This is a genomic window from Parendozoicomonas verongulae (assembly GCF_009711465.1).
Lineage (GTDB): Bacteria > Pseudomonadota > Gammaproteobacteria > Pseudomonadales > Endozoicomonadaceae > Sansalvadorimonas > Sansalvadorimonas verongulae.
Genome location: NZ_SMME01000856.1, coordinates 1 through 20348 on the forward strand (window position 1 = coordinate 1; position 20348 = coordinate 20348).

Annotated in this window: 11 protein-coding genes; 8 read left to right on the forward strand and 3 right to left on the reverse strand. The window is 50.2% G+C overall.

The genetic code is table 11. The features are described 5' to 3' along the window. Positions 1-56: 56 nt before the first annotated feature. Positions 57-965 carry a bile acid:sodium symporter family protein gene (locus E1189_RS16105; RefSeq protein ID WP_155161453.1) on the reverse strand — a complete coding sequence of 303 codons (909 nt, stop codon included), beginning with the start codon at positions 963-965 and terminating at the stop codon, positions 57-59. 107 nt (positions 966-1072) lie between these two features. Between E1189_RS16105 and E1189_RS16110 the strand changes: the two genes are divergently transcribed. The 6 genes from E1189_RS16110 to E1189_RS16135 all read left to right on the forward strand — a co-directional run bounded on the left by E1189_RS16110 (position 1073) and on the right by E1189_RS16135 (position 13688). Continuing rightward, positions 1073-1552 (forward strand): ProQ/FINO family protein, encoded by a 480-nt coding sequence (locus E1189_RS16110; RefSeq protein WP_155161455.1) that lies wholly within the window; start codon positions 1073-1075, stop codon positions 1550-1552. Between the two features lie 147 nt (positions 1553-1699). After that, on the forward strand, positions 1700-9514 hold the full coding sequence (locus tag E1189_RS16115; RefSeq protein WP_155161456.1) for a hypothetical protein: 7815 nt from the start codon (positions 1700-1702) through the stop codon (positions 9512-9514). Positions 9515-9646: 132 nt separating this feature from the next. After that, complete coding sequence (locus E1189_RS16120) at positions 9647-10714, forward strand: extracellular solute-binding protein (protein WP_155161458.1); 1068 nt, start codon at positions 9647-9649, stop codon at positions 10712-10714. Between the two features lie 116 nt (positions 10715-10830). Further along, positions 10831-11946, forward strand: a complete 1116-nt coding sequence (locus E1189_RS16125) for an ABC transporter ATP-binding protein (RefSeq protein ID WP_155161460.1) — start codon at positions 10831-10833, stop codon at positions 11944-11946. Beyond that, positions 11943-12821, forward strand: coding sequence for an ABC transporter permease (locus E1189_RS16130; RefSeq protein ID WP_155161462.1), 879 nt, complete (start codon positions 11943-11945; stop codon positions 12819-12821). The genes E1189_RS16125 and E1189_RS16130 overlap by 4 nt, the downstream gene beginning before the upstream one ends. A 3-nt stretch (positions 12822-12824) precedes the next feature. After that, entirely contained in the window at positions 12825-13688 is an 864-nt protein-coding gene (locus tag E1189_RS16135; protein WP_155161465.1) for an ABC transporter permease, read from the forward strand. Positions 13689-13696: 8 nt separating this feature from the next. Here E1189_RS16135 and E1189_RS16140 read toward each other — a convergent pair whose 3' ends face one another. After that, the gene (locus E1189_RS16140; protein ID WP_155161467.1) at positions 13697-16546 is read right to left on the reverse strand and encodes a hypothetical protein; all 2850 of its coding nucleotides are present in this window, start codon (positions 16544-16546) and stop codon (positions 13697-13699) included. Positions 16547-16696: 150 nt separating this feature from the next. On the opposite strand from E1189_RS16140, the gene E1189_RS26280 reads away from it, so the two are divergent. Beyond that, on the forward strand, positions 16697-16843 hold the full coding sequence (locus tag E1189_RS26280; RefSeq protein WP_155161469.1) for a prepilin-type N-terminal cleavage/methylation domain-containing protein: 147 nt from the start codon (positions 16697-16699) through the stop codon (positions 16841-16843). Here E1189_RS26280 and E1189_RS16150 read toward each other — a convergent pair. After that, on the reverse strand, positions 16792-17721 hold the full coding sequence (locus tag E1189_RS16150; RefSeq protein WP_155161471.1) for a DMT family transporter: 930 nt from the start codon (positions 17719-17721) through the stop codon (positions 16792-16794). The genes E1189_RS26280 and E1189_RS16150 overlap by 52 nt on opposite strands. Positions 17722-17908: 187 nt before the next feature. Between E1189_RS16150 and E1189_RS16155 the strand changes: the two genes are divergently transcribed. Beyond that, entirely contained in the window at positions 17909-20344 is a 2436-nt protein-coding gene (locus tag E1189_RS16155; protein ID WP_155161473.1) for a tetratricopeptide repeat protein, read from the forward strand. Positions 20345-20348 lie beyond the last annotated feature (4 nt).

Below are 20348 nucleotides of genomic sequence, written 5' to 3' on the forward strand. Positions count from 1 at the left end.
ACAGGGGTTCGAGTCCCCTACGGGATGCCAGTTTTAAAAAAGCTAATGCTTCGGCATTAGCTTTTTTTGCTTTTTCTCCAATATCCTGCCAACGATGCCCCTAGAATATTCTGGGTAACGCTAAACAATGCCCCAGGCAGGGCTGCCATCAAAGAAAAGTGCTTAAACGCTATAGCTACCGCCAGACCAGAGTTTTGGGTGCCCACCTCAATAGCAATGGTTCGACTCTGCCTTTCACTCAAACCAAATAGTCGTGCACACCCATAACCACACGCTAAACCCAGTGAGTTGTGCAGAAGCACGGCAACCGCAACGACCGTCAACAGACTCTGTAAACTCTCGGCATTCACGGCCACAACAATCCCAATGGTTATCACAATAGCGAGAGCTGAAAGTACGGGCAGGGCACTGTAAAGATACTTGAGCAGGCAATGACACAGCGTGTTCAGGGTAACCCCTGCTAAAACCGGTACTAGCACGATTTTAGTAATACTTGTCAGCATACCCAGCCGATCCACTTCAATCACTTTGTGCAAGTAGATCCCCGTTAACCAGGGCATCAGAAGCACGGAAAGCAGGGTCGAAGTCAGCGTCATTGAAATGGAGAGTGCAACATTGCCTTTGGCAAGATAGGTAAGCACATTCGAAGCTGTACCTCCGGGGGCGGTACCCAGAAGAACCATACCGGTCATAATAGCCGTAGAAACACCGAGCTGAAGGCTGATCACAAAGGCCAGCAGAGGCATCACCAGAAATTGCAGACAGACACCAATCACCAATGAACGAGGGCGGCGAAATTCTCGTACAAAGTCATTTGGCTTCAGAGTCAGTCCCATAAAAAGCATGATGATAGCGAGCAAAGGAACAATGAGCGGCTTGCTTGAACTGATCTGTGGTGCAAATATATATCCACCTGCGGCGCCAAGAAGGGCAAACACAGGCAGAAATACAGAGATTTTGGGCATATTTCAGTCTTCTTTCGTTGTAAGTGCTGGCGTATGCCGTCCCTGGTAGAGTATTTTACTGAGCAGACCCTTGCGGGTTATTTATTTAGCACAGGTTTTCCGTATATATGCAGTCAGCAAGCCAACCAGAAAACAGGAATAGCCAGTCACCCGAGGTAAAGTCAGCCTCTGACGAGGTCGGTATTCTTCTGGCTGAACTGAGTCAAAGAAATACCAAGGATGTGATGGGGCATGAGGCTCTTCGGGTACTTCGCCTGCTATGGCCCTCTGTATTCAGGGTTTCATCCCCAAGACCTCTGAAAATCGGTATAGATAAAGACATTGCCGCAACCGGGAAAATTCCTCAGGAATTTATCAAAATAGGGCTGCGCTGTTACACCCGTCTGGACCAGTACCTGGAAAGCACTCGGGTTGGCCGGGCACGTATAGGGCTGGATGGTAAAGGCCATGGCAAGGTACGGCTGGACGAGGCGGTCAATGCAGACCTGATGCTGTACGACCGCTATCTGCGTAAAAACCCTCCCAGAGCATTCGTGGGGCAGCTGCGTCTGGCTACGGAAACAGAAAAAAACCAGCCCACGTATTAATAAACTCTTACAGCTCAGGACGTCCTTCCCCTTCTGGCCTCTGAGCTGTAAGCACTGCTACCCTTTCAGTTATCCCTTCCACCCGCACTGTACCTTCTCTTTGTTGTCATAGATTTCCTACACAGTTCTGAAGGTATGCGTTCCGAAATGGATAATCGAACTCTCACTCCCGGCGGAGCACGGGCAACTTCTCCTGAGCCGAGTATATGGCACACTCCAGCTCCTGAGCAGAATACAGGGCACACTCCAGAGGTATGCAGGGAGGAATCCACTGTCTCCGCTGTTAGGGATACCAGCCCACTATTGTCTGATTCTGGCAACAATATCCCTGCCAGGGGCTCTCCATTATCTGATCGTGAGTGCAGCATTGTTGCAGATTTAAATCCTGCTCATACCCCGATTACACCGGACTCATCTGAGGGCGATTTATGTTCGGAGGATGAAGGTGAATACGATGTTGAAGATACGGATATCACTGTTATGCGTGTTCATGTTTATGCGCTTCAATTGCGCTTATATACGGGGAACGATGGGGAGGATCAGGGGCAGGAATGCATAACTCATGTTGAAAAATTTATCAGCCTGTTAAATGAAAAACTGTTAAGCAGCGACTGTTCGGAGAAGGTGTTCCTGCTGATCTGTCATTGGTGTAGCAACATTGCACAGGCTTTGGATGAAACGATATCTGGAGTGGCTGAGAATGATATTGCCCGCCTGAGAAGCCTTTTACTGGGGTTTGAGCAACTTCCAGTCAGTCACTCAGCCGCTAAAGAACACATGATTAAAGCTGCAGATCTGGGAGATATTCATGCTGCTTTCTGGGTAGGGCTAATGAACATAGAAAATAGCCCTGATCAGGCCATCGAAAATTTGAAGCGGGCTTATGAAGGTGGTGTTGTTGAGGCCCAAAAGTGGCTGGGTGCGTGTCTGGCTACTGAAGCCGAGCGGTTCCGCAGGCTGGCTATTAAGCAAGAAAAGAGTGTGACACAAGGAATTGAATATGGAATAAGAACCACGATAACCCGCAATATCCTGCGTATGTCTGAGGCGGATCAGGAAGAGTTTGAACGCAGAGCCATAGAAGCATCCAGATACGGTGAGTTCAGTTCTCTGGCTATGTTGTCGGAGCATCTGGTCTATGGCAGCTGTGGTTTTCCCTGTGATGTTGAAAAGGCTGCTTTGTTGCTTGATCAGGGTATTGTGGAAAACTGCCCCGCGGCTATTGTGAGGAAAGCTTTACACTACGCAGATTTCGACAGCCCAAGCTTATGGCGGTTTAATCACTCTTCTCCCTGTGATGCTATAGAGTTGTTGCATTTTGCAAGGATGTGCCAAAAAAGTCAGAACATCGATAAAGTTCTTACTCCTGCTGAAACCCATGCTTTGCAACACAAGAAATATCTGTGGCCGTGCGACCGTCATCTGGAAAACATTTTTCAAGAGTGTTTATCCACAGGGCTTGAGATTCCCCCCTGTATCCTGAAAATTTTTGAGTTGGGCTGTGTCGAAAACCAACTGCAAGGGTGGCAGAGACTCAGCAAGTTTGGCGACAGTGAACCTCTATTCTGGCAGGCTGTCGCCCAGAGTTTCGAGATTAGCAACTTCACATTGGAGGACGCCCGATGCTCGGCACTGATTTGCGGTAATCGCGGCTGGAATGCCTCCTCAACACTATTAGCAAGGCTGTGGGAGCATGACGCTGATAAAAATGCTGCTGCTACTGCTTTGGCTGCTTATCGCTACCGTACTGCCGGACTCTCGGAAAAAGGGGGTAAGGTTCCGGGCTGGAACTTCCGTTCACAGGCCACCTTCTTTATTCGTCAGGGCGAGATGTTTAAAGCCATAGAGTCTGTGATTCCTGTAATGGAAATTAAAGAAATTCTTTACCCGGAAGACGTCTTTGTTTATCAAACACTGACGAAACTGTGTTATGGAGTGGATAATAAAGAATTCACCTATACCCCAATAGTCGGTTGTTATCGAGATACTATCGAGCGTTGGCGAGCCGCTATAGCAGCCGGTGAAAATCCAGCCGAGCTGTCAAAAACTTACAAACTCATGGTTACAAGTGAAGCTTCCCTGCTTCACGAAATCAGCAAAAATCCAGGGGAGCCAGTGCCACTTCCGGATTATGCCTCTCAGGGAGTACGCTGTGCTTTTCGAGCATTAGAGCTTGTACAGGCTGGTTATTTCCAAAAACCCTCTGCTGAGGGTATGGATTACCTGTTGCTGCAGTTGTGTGAAATATCGGATGGAGAGTGCCTGTTGCTGAGGCTGGATATCGGCACAAAAGCAGTGATTGACTTACTCTCAGGGATGATTGATACAACAACAGACCTTGCTATGAGATTAAACGGGCTGCGAAGTCGAGCCATGTTGTCTGGGTACACGGAGCACTTTGCAGCTTATGCGCAGGAGCTGCTCAGACATACGCTCGTTTTCGATGCTGTTGGTATTATCAGAAGGGCCAAGAACGAGCTTGCTTTACCAAGAGTGAGGGGGTTGGGGTCAAGTGCAACGGCTGAATTAACCCACCAGGAGCAGCGGAAGTTATTGGATGATATAGAACGTGATGCCTGTAACATAGGTCGGCTTTCCGGATTTGCCCCTCCAGCTGTGGATCCCTCTTTGCCTCTGTCAGTGCCATTGAAGAAGCTGATAAAAAACTTCTGGATTACAGCGCACTCTACAACTCATGAAAGTCAGAGAACGCTCTTCGAGCTGCGCTCACGACTCCCATTCATACTACACACTTATGGTGACAGGTTGCAGGATGAACGGCGGCACGATCCACAAACTGAGGATGTTCAAACCTATTTCTATCTTCTGGGCACAGCAGCCCATAATCTGCAGTTACCCGCTGAAGCGGCGGAATATTTTACTCTGGCTATAGCCCATGGTTTCAGCAAAGTGGATGTGGTTGCCCAGGCTTATGCTGCTGTATCTACCTGCCCTGTGGTTACGGAGCTACAAATGAAGCCAGCTTTCAAGCAGGTTTATAGCTGGATGGTAGATGCCCGACTGCAAGCCCTGGCAGGTAACCTGAGTAAGTTCACGGAGACGGACTTTCCATATGCCGATGTGCAGGCCCTGTTCAAAATTGCAGATGATACTGCAAAATTAGGCTGCAATGGGGGGTATGCCGAGCTTTATGAGCATCTGTCCCGAATGCTCTACAGGGGCTTGCCCGCCCTAGCTGACAGAAGTAAGGTCTCAAATGATCTGGAGCGATTCAAGAACAGGGCGTTGAGTGCTGAAAACCCGCACATTCTGGCACCTCTGGTTTTAACATTTACTACATCCCAGTGTGACCTGGCCTTAACAAACCCCCGCCAGGTTTTCTGCGCGTTGAGCTGGTTGCCGCCTCATGAGGCGAAGTTTAAGGGCCAGAACTTTGCTCTGAGTATGTCGAGCAACTTATTGGAGCTGGTGTACAGGTCCCGCGAAACCCATTTGCAGCAATTTTACCGGGAAGTGGAAGACACCTGTCATCCAGATTATGCACCGACTCTTCTTGCTCTGAACCATGTTTATAAACAACAGCCGGATTATGCCTTTAAAGTTGACCTGGAAAATATGGACTACGGTAGCCGGACGTTAGCTGATGTGATCGGACAACTGAAGGCCGGCTCTAGTACCTGTGTGCATAGACAACTGGTAAAACGTACTACCAGGCTCACGTGTACTGATAGGGCGGCCGCAATGCTGCTGTTTGTCCAGCTGTATGTTTATGGTGACATTGAAGCCCTTCCGGACAACTTTCATCTACCTAGTGCGTTGGAATATGCCTGCGATCATAATTTCGCCTGCGCCTGGACCTGCAAAGGTATCCTTGCCTTGCGCGAGGGTAAACGGGCAGAAGCATTAAGTTTCTTTTCCTTAGCGAAAGCCAAGGATGATGGTAAAGGAAATCGTATACAGGCTCCTGACCCGGAAGGGGTTTATCTGGAAGCTTTATGCCTTTTAGAGCAAAAAGATTATGAAAATGCACGTCGGCGCTTAACCTACGCAGCGATACTGGACTACTTACCAGCTGTTTGTACGTTGCGGCAGCTATCCAGAAAGGACGATGCATTCAAGGAATCTGTTGTTGACATGGGGCAGCCCTGGTTGCGCCAGTGCCCACTGGCCGGTGTGGTTATGGATTTAGAGCGCCTGCAGGAGGGATTTGAGCAGGTGAAGCCGGATGAACACTCAGCATTAACAATGCTGATGACCAGAATGTCCAATTATGCCTGTAGTCATGATCCGGTCATTCTGTTCCATATTATTGCTGCAGTGCAGCACAACCCATTGTTGCAGAGCTGGATTAAGCTGGAGCAGCTGGTTTCCTCCCTGAGCACTCATATGAGTAAAGGGTATGACTGTTTACTGGGGCTGCACCCTGATAAGAATATTGTTGTAGAAGCTATTCAAAGCGTGGCTCAACAGAATCAGCAGGATTACTCAGCCCTGCTCCAGCTTCTTATGGTTAAAGAAGAGCCCATAAAGCCTCATATGGTTAAAGAAGAGCCCATAAAAAAGAAGGCCAGGAAAACCAATAAGTCCAAAGCTCCAGTCCTTTCCGATAAAAGCGCAATGCCATCAAGAAGGCCTGTCAAGCAGGAGAACGTTCCTCTTCTGCCACAGTCCCGGCCTCTGGAGCCACCACCGCTTCCCGACCCTGTACCTGTAGAGGCTATGTCTCTTAGGGAGCTATTGTCTGGAATTCAACAGAAGAAGGCACTTTATACTCGCGATGAGTTTTTGGCAGAATTGAGCCATCGTTACACTTCCGGGGCAATTCCTCCGGATAAGATCGCTGATGCCTGTCTTAGCGCTATGGAGTCCTGCTACAAGGTGCGAGACTGGGAAAGAACCATAGCCTGGCTGGCCAGAGCGTACCCTGACAACCTATCTCAGGCGTTACTGCAACTATTAAAACGCGAGTGTTCCCGTGACCCTCTTGATAATGAGTGGGTGCTGGATCTTATTCAGGAATGTTTGAATCGTGGTCCTTTTATGTTACCCGAAGACTGGGGCATGAAGGACGTAGTGCAACTGGTCAACAGACTTTTGCCCTTAGCCCATGAGAGGCCAGTGTTGCAGCTGCAGTCCGGATTATGTGATCGATGTTGCGAACTTATCCGGCATGAGGCGTCGCCTGATGTGGTGATCCGTTTGCTGGACTTGCCATTATCTCCAGAGAACCTTTTGCAAGTGCTGGAGGGGCTCATGCAGTCACCCTTGTTGCTGTGTGAGAGTCGCGTGACAGAAACGCTTTTGCATTTACTGCTGACGCGCCTTGATAGAGAGCAATTCAGGAGCAGCGCTGCGATAGAACTGTGCCACATTGTCAGTAAAACTGCACCAGAGCTGACTCTGACTGTACTGGACACAACCAGCTCTCTGTCGGAGCTGAGTGAGGACGACTGGACGCTCTACCAATACTGTCAGGATCAGGTCGATCTTTCGCTTCCACCAGAGGCTGTTTTTACAGCCTTGAGTGAGAATGCGGAAGCCAGGCTCGAACAGCTGGAAAGTCTTCGTGTAATGAATACGCAGATGAGTCGGAGTATTGCACTTTTGCGCCATCGCCTGTTTGCTCTTGAATGTCGTCTCTTGTCTGCTGTTCCCCCCTTTGAGAGCCCTGTTGTTTCGGATGTCGAAGCGTTAAGAAAACGCCTGGAGCTGATGGCTCGTGTGATATACGTTCGCAGAAAGGTATTGGACAGTGATATCTCCGATGATGTTAAACCGAGTATACAGGAAAAACTGAAACAGCTGTCTGATGAGGCTTTGATGAAATTCACCGAAGAGGAGAAGGCAAAGATCGCCCGGCTGTCCATGAGCGAAGAGGAGAAGGCAAAGATCGTCCAGCTGCCCATGAGTGGAAAGGAGTGGGGAGTCTGTAAGGCGAAAGAGGCTCAGAGAAAGAGCCAGCAGGAGGCTGTGGAAGCTATTGAGGCTGCCTGGAAGACGGACAGTCAATACAAACCTGAAACGCTCCAGCTGCACTACTGGCTCAAGGCATTACGTTATCAAACAGAACTGAGTCAGGATGGTGCCTATGCCCTGCGGATAAATAGCTGCAAAGCACTGATTGAGCTTCTTCTGGCTAAAGAGGAAGACAGTCAGAAAAAACGTGTGAAAGCATTGAGTCGGTTTATAGCAGCTGACGTCTCCAGAGAAACGATAGATTGCGCAAGAGGAACCATTGCCAATGAGTGCAGAGCCGCTGTGGATTATTTGAAAAGTGTCGTTGAATCAGGGCAACTGTTGGGAAGTGCACAAAGGGCGCAGCTTTCCAGAGTTCTTGATTTCTGGACAACCTGTGGCTTGCCCAAGAGTGAGGCGGAATCCATAGCCGGAGAGTTTGCATCGCCTCAGAAGAGTATGGCTCACTCCAGAGAACCATGTCTGTCGAAAGAGGAGTCGTGCTCCGAACAGTGTGCCGTGGTGAAAAAAGAGGTTGATGCTGCGGTAACCCATGCTGAACGAGGGTATCAGGAAGAGCAGAACCCCATAGATGCAAAAAGCCTCCTTTCCGAAGCCAGGCTTTTGGCAGAAAATGCTGAAACAGATGATGGGCTGATATCTTTCTTTGATTTCCAGTTCTCTTGTGATGAGGCAGCTCAGTTGTTTCTCCGACCAGATGTCAGTTTTACCGAGTGCCGTGAAGCCTTTTCCCGCATTATGACAATGCGCAAGCATTACGATGTTGATCTCACAGATGACATTGTGGCTCCCTTGCAAAAGCAATTTCATCGAAGAGCTATAGATCACTATGTCCAGTTAAAAGGCTGGAAGAGAGTACGATCTCACTATCTGACCCTGAAGGAACTTATATGGAGAAACTTTTCAACACTCACGAGTGATGAAGTGAAGACTTTCAGGAAGACGCTTGAATCCGTTAAGCGGTTGGCCATGAAAAACGGCTGGAGCGATAGAGAAGATGTGGAAGCGCTGATTAAATGCCTTGATATTGCTCATTTAGAGCAAGCGTTACAACCGATCAGGGAAGGCCACTTAGATGACATTGCGATTCCCTTACAAAAGCAATTTCATAGCAGAGCTATAGATCACTATGTCCTGTCAAAAGGGTGGAAGCGTGTATGGTTTCACTATCTGACCCTGCAAAAACTTATTCAAGGAGACTTCTCTACACTCACGAGTGATGAAGTGGCGGCTTTCAGGAATGCGCTTGAATCCGTTCAGCAGGTGGCCAGGGAAAACGACTGGAGTGATACAAAAGATGTGGAGGCAGCGATTGCACGGCTTGATATTGCTCGTGTAGATAAAACGTTAAAACAGATCAGGGAAGGCAACTTGCTCAGGCCTGAGCCCTGGACCAACCTGTCTCTGTGCGAAAAAGATATGGCTGACCTTCGCAGACAGAAAGTCTTCCTTGATAACCCCTCTATACGCGCTGCTGTCCTCCACCGTTCCAATCTTCTTGCCGGTACACGGAGAGGTCTTATACAGTGGTGGGAACGTCAGAGAGGAAATAAAACAACAGAAGGCGTAAAAGACTACGCCAGATCCTACGTTTATCTGGCCCCGGAATGCAGAAAGATTCATCTGAGTATAGAAAGTGATGCATTTTTGGAGAGCCCCCTCACCATGGAGAATCATTTTGAACAGTGGATTGATACCCTGGATATAACCTATGAGCCCTACCGTGTCATAAGCGCTACTTACCGATCTCTCCTGTACATGCTTTTAGCCTCAAACGCTTTAAGCAAAGGCGATGATAAAGCCTTCAGAGATCATATGGGGCTGTGCAAAAATACACTGAGGCGAGTGGATTATAAAACACCGGAAACTGCCAGGGTGATTCAGGCTGTTACCCAGTTCTGCAACAATATCTCTATACCAGCTGTGTCTACAGAGGGCAAAGCGCTGAATGAAACGCTTTATCGAATTCAGTTAAAGGGTATCTCTGGGCAGCTGAAGGAAAAGCCTCTCCAGCCTTCAGAATAGTGCTGTGTCTATGTTTTGTGCTCTGTTCTTTTGTAAACAGCCGTGTTAAAAAGCCCTTGGCAACTGACTGAACCTGATAAACAACGCAGATAATAACAAAGTCATAAAAGAGGCTTCAGGCCCGGGGGAAAAATGAAAATAACAAAAGTCATCGCGACAGCTGCCGTCTGTTCCGGTGTGGCCTTCAGTGCTTCTGCTCAAGCCCAGGAACTGCGTCTGTTGACCTGGGGTGGTTATGCTCCTCAGCCTGTGATCGACCTGTTCGAGAAAGAAACAGGCATCAAGGTTAAAGTGACTCTTTCCAACAATGAAGACATGATCTCCAAGCTGCGGGCGACCCGTGGGGCCGGTTTTGATTTAGCTCAGCCCAGTCAGGACCGTGTAGCCAGTGCCCAGCAGGAGTTCCGAATCTACAAGCCTGTGGATATGAGTAAGATCGACAAGTCGCTCTATATCCAGTCCATGCTTAAATCCACCCAGGACAGCACCAGCGTAAACGGTAAAACCTTTGGTGTTCCTCATGTCTGGGGTACCAGTGGCCTGATCGTCAACACTGCGTCCGGTAAGAGCGCCTATAGCTTTGCGGATCTGTGCTCTGAAGATTACAAAGGCAAAGTCTCCTATCGTCTGAAGCGTCCAACGCTGATCGCCTTCGCCTTCGATATGGGTGAAGACCCCTTCGCCGCTTACGATGACCCTGTTAAGTACGAAAAGATTCTGTCCAAAGTGGAAGATCGCCTGGTGTCCTGCAAGGGCAACGTGAAGGCGTACTGGAGTGGTGGCGATGCCCTGATCAACCTGCTGCGCAGTGGTGAAGTCACCCTGGCTATGGGGTGGGATGCAGGCGGCTGGAAGTTGAACAAGGAAAACAAGGACATTAACTACGTAGCGCCTCAGAGCGGTGCGCTGGGTTGGGTCGATACCTTTGTTTTGCCAGCCAAAGGTAAGAACGACGAAGCCGCTTATCAGTGGATTAACTTTGTCAACCGTCCTGAAATTGCGGCCCTGATTACCTCTTCCGCTGGCCAGTTCACCGCCTCGGCCGGTGCCGCTGCATTTGTTGAAGAAGGATTGAGTAACAGCTACAAGGCCAGCTTCGATCAGGCAGCTCTCGACAATATCAAATGGTACCCACCTGTGCCTGCAGGTTTGGAAACCCTTGAAGGTAAGGTTCTGGATCGCATAAAAGCGGCTCAGTAAGTGCCCGATCAGGGTGCTCAACTCCTTATCCGCCATTTCCCGTCTTAAGAGCAAATGATGGCTGTTTTTAATTTACAGCTGTCGTTTGTCTGGCTGTTGTTGCAGGTATTGCCATTATGACCAGCGCGATAGATCTCAGTTGTCTCAGTCTCCATAAATCATTTCGTGACTTTCAAGCTGTACAGAATGTCAGCTTTGAGATTCCCCGTGGTTCTTTTTTCTCAATTCTGGGCCCGTCCGGGTGCGGGAAAACAACGCTCCTGCGTATGCTGGCGGGTTTTCTGGAGCCAAGTTCTGGCGAGATGAAAATCAAAGGCCGCTCGATGCTGGGAATTCCTCCCAACAAGCGCCCGGTGAATATGGTGTTCCAGCACCTTGCCCTGTTTCCCATGATGTCGGTGGCAGAGAACATTGCCTACGGTTTGAAGCGTCGCAGAGAAAAGCCGGACTTCATTAAGCGCAAAGTGGAAGATGCACTGGAGCGTGTTGGGTTGCCCGGTATAGGCGACAGGGATGTCAGTCAGCTGTCTGGTGGTCAGAAACAGCGTATCGCCATTGCTCGCTGTCTGGTGCTGGAGCCAGATGTGCTGCTTCTGGATGAGCCATTAGGTGCTCTCGACCTCAAGCTCCGTGAGCATATGAAAGTGGAGCTGAAAAAACTGCAACAGGCCTTTGGCACCACATTTATTTACATCACCCATGATCAGTCCGAAGCCATGGTGATGTCTGATCAAGTGGCGGTGATGAATAAAGGCCGCTTCGAGCAGGTCGGTTCGCCACAGGAGTTGTATTACCACCCGAAAACACCTTTTGTGGCGGGTTTTGTGGGGGAAAACAACCGCTTTTCTGGCAAGGTGTCCAATGTCTCTGTGCATATTGTGCAGGTGAAAACGGATTGCGGTCAGACCCTCTACGCTCAGCAGCGGGAAGAGCAGCCCCTCGCTGAAGGTATGGATGTAGAGCTGTTTGTGCGTCCGGAAATGATCCACCTCAGCCGTGAGCGGGTATTCGCCGACGAGAACGATATGACCGGCCGGGTGGAGAATGTTCTGTTTGATGGAGGCAACAGCCGTTTGCTGGTGCGGGTAGACGGCACCGGTTCAGAGATTCAAGTTGTGCACCCACAAACCAGCGAGTTTACCAACATTCATGCTGGCGACCAGCTGCACCTGAGCTGGAAAGCCGAACAAAGCCATGTGTTTGCCAGCAACCGCAAGGAGGCTACGGTATGAGCCTGACGGAGAGATGGTTGTCGGGAAAGCGCGTTGCGCTGTTCCTGCTATTGATGCCGTTGTTGCTGTACCTGTTCTTTTTGATTCTTCTGCCCCATCTGGAAATTCTCAATATCTCCCTGCGGGAGCGGGTGAGTTATGGGGTGTATGAGTTCAGCCTGGGCAACTATCAGGCGTTTTTTACAGAGCCTCTTTACTGGCGAACCTTCCTGCGTACCGCGGTGATGTCGGTGCTCACTACGGCTATTACACTGGTGGTGGCCTTTCCTATTGCCTGGTATATCGCCAAGGTGGCGCAAGGGAAATCCAGGAGTGTGCTGTTTCTCGCCTGCCTGATTCCCTTCTGGGTGAGTGAGCTGGTGCGCACCTACGGCTGGATGATTCTGCTGCGGGAAACCGGCGTGATCAGCTCGTTACTGCAAACTTTAGGGCTGGTGGATGGGCCGGTGGAGATGTTGTACAACGATGTCACAGTAATGGTCGGGCTGGTATACACCTCCATGCTGTTTATGGTGGTGCCTCTGGTCAGTACGCTGGATGGTTTGGATGACAGCTTGGTGGAAGCCGCTTATGACCTTGGGGGGAACGGCTGGCATGCCTTAAAAGAGGTTGTGATTCCCTACGCCATGCCCGGTATTGTGTCCGGTTGCATTGTGGTGTTTATGCTCACTCTCGGGAATTATCTCACTCCCACGCTTCTCGGTGGCAAAGACAGTCTCTGGTTTACTGAGCAGATTTTTACCCAGTTTATTACTCGCTTTAACTGGGAGCAGGGTTCGGCTTTCGGTATTCTTCTGCTGGTGTTGTCGTCCCTGATGGTGTGGCTCGGGTTGAAGCTGAGTCGTCAGTCTTTCACAGAAGCCATGGGGAGGTAGAGCATGATTGCATCGATTCCCCAAAGCCGTGCTTTTCCGCGAACCTATCTGGCTTATGTGACCGTCTTCTTTGTGTTTCTGATGGCACCCTTGCTGGTGGTAGCGGTGTTCTCCTTAAACGACAGCCTGTTCCCATCCCTGCCGTGGCAGGGGTTTACTCTGGACTGGTTTCTTGCCGATACGCCCGAGCGAACCGGCCTGTTTCACGACAAGCGCATTATGGCCAGTATTGGTGTCAGCCTGATTGTGGCGAGTTGTGTAGCGGTGCTTTCAGTGCTGCTGGCGATCTCCAATGCGTTTCTGTTTGAACGACAGAGTTTCCGTGGCAAGTCGCTGCTGTACAGTCTGATGCTGGTGCCTCTGGTGATTCCCGGTGTGATTCTGGGTATCTCCGTGCTGGCCTTTGGCAGCAATGTGGCGAACGGTCTGGAAGATAACTACGGCATTGATCTGGAGTTTCTACGGCCGGGCTTAACCATGGTGATACTGGGGCAGTTTTCCTTTATCAGCACTATTTGTACGCTGGTGATCTCCGCACGGCTACGCAAGTTTGATATCCAGCTGGAAGAAGCGGCCCTGAACCTCGGTGCCAGCCGTTTTGATGTGTTCAGAACCATCACTCTGCCATGGTTGAGGCCCGCGATTATCGGTTCGGTGATCGTAGCGTTTCTGATGTCCTTCGAAAACTTCAACACCACACTGGTGCTGGTGGGTAGCGATGCCCCGTTAACCATCACTATGTTCGACCGCATGCGGGAAGGCTCAACGCCGGTGCTGAATGCGGTATCTTTGCTGTTGATGGTGGCGTCAGGCGGTTTGGCTTTGTTGAGTATTTTTGTGCAACGAAAGCAACCGGGGCGGGGTTAACGCAGACTTTATTCAACAGGTGTTCTGGAAGCAGCATCCTGTAGCCAGGATGCCGCTTTCACGGTTTCGTTATGCATATGACCAATGGCTCCATGCATACTTTCATAGACTTTTGCCTCCAGCATTTTATGACGGAGAATAAGCCTTGCTCGGTAGACCAACTGCTCTTGAGTGAGCAGTGCAGTTTGTGAAAGGTGCTCAGCCAGCTCTTCGTTGATTTTCTTTTTCTCCTTGCGCAGCTCCTGAATGGTTGAGACAAACTCTTTGATATTATTCTTGGCTTCCCTGCGCATGGCTAACAGTGTTTTGTTGTAATCGGCGCGGGCGGTTTCATCGGTTAAGCCAGCATCAAATCGATCTTGCTGATGCTTTTGTTTATATTTTTTCATGCTTCTTCTGTTCAAGAGTTTATTTATCGATTCTGTTGCCATGGTGGCTGTGAAGCCGTAAGCCCAGAACAACACACCCACAGAGGAAGGGATAGGAAGCAAGCCTGCCAGTGTAGGGTTGGCTCCGGTTGTTACTTTGGTAATGCTGCTTTCGACATGGCGCCACAGGGTGCTGCGCAGTGTGCTCGTAACGTAGCTCACCCCGGCTTTAGCGCCTTCCCCAGCGAGTTGAACGCCACGTTTAAGATGTTCATTTAACTGTGCACTGCTTTTCTTCACATCTAACTCTTGCAGGCTGAGCGGTTGATCCAGGTTCAGTTTTTCATCGAGAAAGATAGCAATATGATCTATATCTCCAATGCGGTGGGTGAGGGTGTCTTTAGCCCAGCGAGTGTAATCCTGTTTGGGAAGGTACCAGTGTTTTTTCAAACCTTTAGCGTTGGCAGCATGGTTAAAAATGGCCATACGGGTGCGGTTGTCCATTGCTTCGAAAGGTTTCCACAGGGTCTCGAAGTTATCGGCAAAATGTTTATCAAGGCTGCTGACTTCCTGCACTGCTTCTACCAACAAATTGTCCAGGCTGCTAAAGGCCTTCCCCAGTTGCTGGGAGCGCAGTTGTGTCAGTACCTGAATGCGGCGATATTTAGCCAGCTCAGCTGCGGAAGTAGGTGGTTTTTTGCTTAGAGTGTTTACGTCACGCTGCAAATTTTTGAAGGCGTTAAGGGTATTGGTAAGGCCAGAGTGGCGGGTGAACCAGCTGTAGCTGTCGAGGTAGTCTTCCACTTCATCGTTATTAAGGTCACCGCCTGCCTTGCCCGCTCTGACTTTTTGAGCTTTTTTGAGTTGTGTGGCCTTTCTAAACTGCTGTATACGCTCAACTACCGTACCGACACCAAACCAGGCGAGCGTAGAGATCACATAGGTCGCCCCCATAATAACCACGGAAATACCACCGCTTTGAACACCATACACCAGCGCCAGCAGAGCCAGTGAGCCAGCCTGGACCCCCATTATGCGCTTGTTGCGCTCGCACCAGCGCAGGGCGCGCAGGGCAAAATCCTTGAATAGCCGGGTCAGGTGCCCGTTATCCACCTGTTGTTGTATCAACCACTCGTCGTCTTTATCACAAATAAAATCTGGCTGAGATTCCGGGGCCACGAGGGTCGGCTGCCCCTGTACTTTCCACTGTCCATTGTCATTTCGCTTCAGGGAGTAATGGCTTTGCTGTTGAGGCGGCTTTGATTTATGAGAAGAGTGTGACGTGCGCGAAGACTTCAGTGAACGAACGGGTATAACGCCTGCCCGCATGGTATTGCGATGCCGTAAACGCCCAATATATTCCATCGCTGAAGTTTGGCTGCGCTCTTTTCCTGAGGCTGTTTTGCGGTTGCGTGCGATAGTTAGCCCAGAAACTGCATCCGCCAACAATAGAAATCGGGTGAGAGTGAAGTCTTGCTCTCCCTTCATTTGATGCTGTTTGAACAACTGGTCAATCTGGCGGGTCGCATCCTGCAGGGGAAAACCAGCTGCCCTTAGCTGCTCAATAAAATGTTCTCTGGCAGAATCAACGGTGCCTCCGGCATCGGCTAACAGTCTTTCTGGCTGAACGAGGGAGCCCGTGCGACGGGAAAGATGAATACTTCTATGAGTGCCTGCGTGTCGCCGTTTGGCTCTGTTTATATAACGTTGGCCCTGAATGGTAGATACCACCCGCTTGTGTTCATTACCCAGGCGGCGGATGGCGTTCTTGACTTCCATTAAATTCGCCAGGTCCAGGTCCTGGGGTTTACGGATGTGGTGAGCGTTCAGCAGGGTTTGAATAACATGTTCGGCATCTTCCAATCCTAAGCCTGTCAGAGCCACAAGCTTCCCGCATAAATGGGGAATCAGCAGCTGTGGGATAAACCTGTCGGGCATTACTTTTTGACGGCCAGTGGCAATGTATTCATAGGCCAGTCGAACCGGGTCGCTGTTCACGCAGCGATCTATCACTTCGATGCGCTTTGCGGTGACCGATTTTGCAGTGGGTTCCTGGTGGAGGACGCCATCCTTTTCCCGAATTTTGACCACACCTCCCAGTTGCAGCGCCATGGCAACATGGAGGTTCTGGCGGGAGTCCAGTTCACTGGTGGGGCGGTTGTGGTGATTTTCACTGGGGCTCCAGTGGATATTGCGGTTTGCCAGAGGAGAGTTAGCGGGCTGTGAGTAGGAATGTCTTTGCTGTTCAAACTGGTGAACGTAGGCTTTATACAGCGTCTGACCAACCGGCTGTTCCCGGTAATGCTTGTCTCGATGAGAGAATATGCGATCAAAGAGTGGCTTCACGAACCGATTGCGCTGCCAGCCAGTTGTGACCTGAAAACCTTCCCTTGCCGAGGGGAGGCAGCGCAGCTCGGCTCCCTGACGCTTAAGCTTATGCCAGCTGTCAGGGAACATTTTGCGAAATTTAACCTGTTTGTTTGCTTCCATGGCCTACCAGTCTGAGTCGGCTTTTCCTTAACCGATACTCAAAGATTAGGCGGCTTTGAGCAGAGTCTCCTATAGTGCGGTGGTACTCTCTTCAATTCGTTGTAGCAGAACCTTGCGATAGTTCATCAGCAGCCCCTGTTCCCCCATGGCATGGCCTATAAAGGCAACATCCGTGACAACGTAGAGGGACTGACTGAGTTGATGATTGTGGTGGTCATTATCGGTATTTTTGCAGCCTGGCAGGCTCAGACAGCCTGCTTGCCAGGGGCGATGGTTCCAGCGGCTTTCGGCGCTTGAGCTTTCATGCTGCCGTAAACATTCACCAGTGCGCCACCCATAATCATCGCACCGCCGATGAGTGTCCAGTGGGAAGGGAGTTCGTTGAACAGTGCCCAGCCAAGAACCATGGAGAAAATCACCTGTACATAAGAGTAGGCTGTCGCCTTGCTCGCTACTTCTGTCTTCATGGCATTGGTTATGCCTACCTGACCAATTTGAGTGAATACTCCTACCAGAATCAATAACACGGCGGTCTGAAAATCCGGTACCACAAAGTCACCGCCCATCAATACCAGCGACACTGGCAGAGCAACGAGCGGGAAGTAAAGAATAATCACCGAGCTGTCTTCTGTCTGGCTCAGTTTACGCACAACCACATAGGCACAGGCACTGCCGAAAGCACCAAGCAAAGCCATCAGAATGCTGAATGTAGGCATATCACCGGGCTCACCAAACAGGAAGCCAGGGCGTACGATAGTCATCAAACCAGCGATGCACAGTGCAATACAGATAATGGTGGACATCTGTACCCGTTCTTTCAAAAAGAACAGCGCGAGAATCGCAGTAAATACAGGGTGCAGGTACTGCAGAATAGTGGCTTCTGCCAAGGGTAAAGTGGTCACAGCGTAATAAACACAAATCAGTGCCATTGTACCGAATATACCCCGCGCCATCAGCAGTGGTTTGTTATGACCCAGCAGGGAAAGCCCTTTGCGGCGCACATCCACATAACTGATGATCAGCGATACCAGCGCCCGGGCTGCGACAATCTCCATTACCGGAATACCATGGACGCTCACCAGTTTTACGGCACTGGTCATCAACGCGAAACCAAGGGCAGAAACCATCATGTAACGCACCCCGATGGGGAATGAAGAGCTCAGAGACTGAGGCATAGGCGTTTTTATATGTCCGTGTGAGTGAGAGAGTTTTGGGACGGTAAAGGAATCCCACAAAGGGCACAATTCTGATTACCCGCAAGGCTGCATGGTGTGTTAGCGAATGTAACTTTGTTGTCAGTGGAGGGAGAAACCGTCCTGCCACAGAGCTGTCTTAAGGGTTCAAGACAAGGAGTGCGCTGTCATGATACACGGTTCCCGATCACCATCCTCTCAACACGCTCAGCAAGATTCTGTTCACCCGGCAAGCCCGCCACCGGACGCTATCGTAGAGTTAAAGTTAGCTACGCCAGAAGGCACACCATCAAAAACGCCGGCCGCTACGCCTATCAGTGAACGCAAAACTGAGGTTGAAGAAACAACAGCGTTTAAAGAGTGGCCACCGGCGGCAGACCTTGATCGTCAGGCTCTGTGCCAGCTGATAGTAGATGAACTCTCAGCCTTCTGTAATAAAAATCCAGCCATCAATGAAACGCCGGAGCAATGTCAGGCACGGCTGGATAGCCTGGCGCCCTTTTGTGCGCGTCCGAAGCTGTTCAAGCTGGATAGTGAACTGATTGCGTGTATTGGACAACCTGAATTCGAGAAATATCCCGCTCCTTTGCAGTGCGGGCTTCTGGTCTCTCTGGTGTTTGCAAAGCTGAAGTTGATTTTTACGAAAAAGAAAGATGATCGAAAACCGGACGATCAGTACCCTATGATTATGGCATTAAAAGTGCTGGTAAGAGACTACAAAGAACATATTGATGACATCCTGGAAGTTATCGCCCTGCAGCGCAAATACGCCTTTGAGCCAGAGCTTCTGCAAAATCAGGAGACCGTGGATTACTTTGCCAACCTGGCCGCCAGCACACAATTTATGCCTGCGGTGTGGATGTTAAGTCGAATGGCGTTAAGCCCCCACAACACCACTGTATCCCCCGGCAAAGTGCTTGAAATGCTGGCGGCGCTGGATCTGAGCAAAAAGGTGAACGAGCTTATTCTTTCGGTTTTTGCCTTGAAGGCAGAAGATGTGGAAACCGCTCTTGAGCTTTCGAAACCATCCAATCAGACAGAGTATGACCAGGCTCTCTGGGTGTTCTCTTCATTGTTTGTGAAGCATGGAAAACGTTGCTGGCCCGGCCCGGAAGACGGCTTCCCGCAGCCAGTGCAGGTGGCTCTGTGGAAACTGCTTGATGAAACCATTGAAGGTGAGAAGCACCCTGAGATTGGAGATGCCTTTGCCTCTATAGGGATGTACTCCCGCAAGGCCCGCGACCCGGCAATGAAGAGGACGCTGGGACTTATGACCGGCTTCATGGGGTTAGCGGCGGGGGTACCGAATGTCGAAGTGGCCATGAAAAATAAATCACTGAGTCAGTATCAGCGAGATATTGCTGGCCTGGTGATGGCCTGGCACCTCAAGAGGCAGTTTATGACCCGTAAGGCGGATCCGGTCAGGGCAGCTGAGATTATGGAACGCATTGCCAAACGGGGAAGTTTTCCGCTGCTTTATCGGGATGCAGCACAGATTTATGCGGGTTTTGGACGTTATCAGGAAGCCATTGATTGTTTGCAGGCATTCCTGAAAAAGCCTCTGCCTGACTATTTGAAAGAAAGCATTAATAACCAGATCGAGTGTTATGAGCTGGCGTTGGAGGCAATGGAGTCGATAGCGGCGAAGCCCAGGGAGCAACATAAGGGAAAAAATAAAACATCAAGTTCCGCATCCCCATCGGAAAAAGAGTCCAGTGCAGTCGATGACGACTGGCTACCTGAGCAGTACAAAAAGAAAACCAGCAAAAAAGGCAGATCAACAGGTGGCGGACAAAAGGGTGCAGGAAAAGGCAAAAAAGGAAAGTCTCGCGTTGCCGGAGAAAGCGCACGGCTAACACCTGCGCCTCCCCCGGTTGTTAAGACATCCTCTAAGGATCTCAAGAAGCCCAAGGATCAGGTACAAGAAAAGGAACCGGAGCATCTTCCCGCTTCCCATGAAACGCCGCTCTTGAAAGAGGCGGTAGCCACGGGCGTTACCCCCAAACCTGCTGTGCAGGCTGTTGAAAAAATACAGAAGACGTTTCGACCCAATGGAGGTTGGTCATCGGATCACTCCCCTGTTATTGGACGTTTTTTCCGTGATCTCAGACGGCGCAGGGAGGACTATGACCTTGAAGGCGAAGCCATTTGTATGGGCGAATGGCTTCAGTGGGAAAGCGGCAAACCGGCCTATGGCCGCATATGTGAAGAAGCCGCATGGTTTTATCTGCGACAACTGGAAATGCCATTCGCGAAGTTTGAATTGCTCCCCGGCGAAAAGGCAGAAAACCGGCAGCAGCTGTTTGATCTGGCAGCCCAATGGCTGAGCCGAGCTGAAGCCTGCTATCTGGGTGTTGTTCGGGATATAGGCAGTAATCCAGCGGTTTTAAGGACATTGATTGAGCAGACCTACGAACAACAACAGGAACTCAGGGACGACCCGGAATTCCGCAAGCGTTTGCGATCCATCTGCTCATCACGGGGGCACCTGTACTCTTTGATGGCGGCGTACTCCACCAAGTGGAAAATGTACTCCCTGTATAAAGATCGCTATCAGGGTTTCTACCTGCTGAAGAGGGTGGCTGATCCGCAGTACAGTGGATAATAGT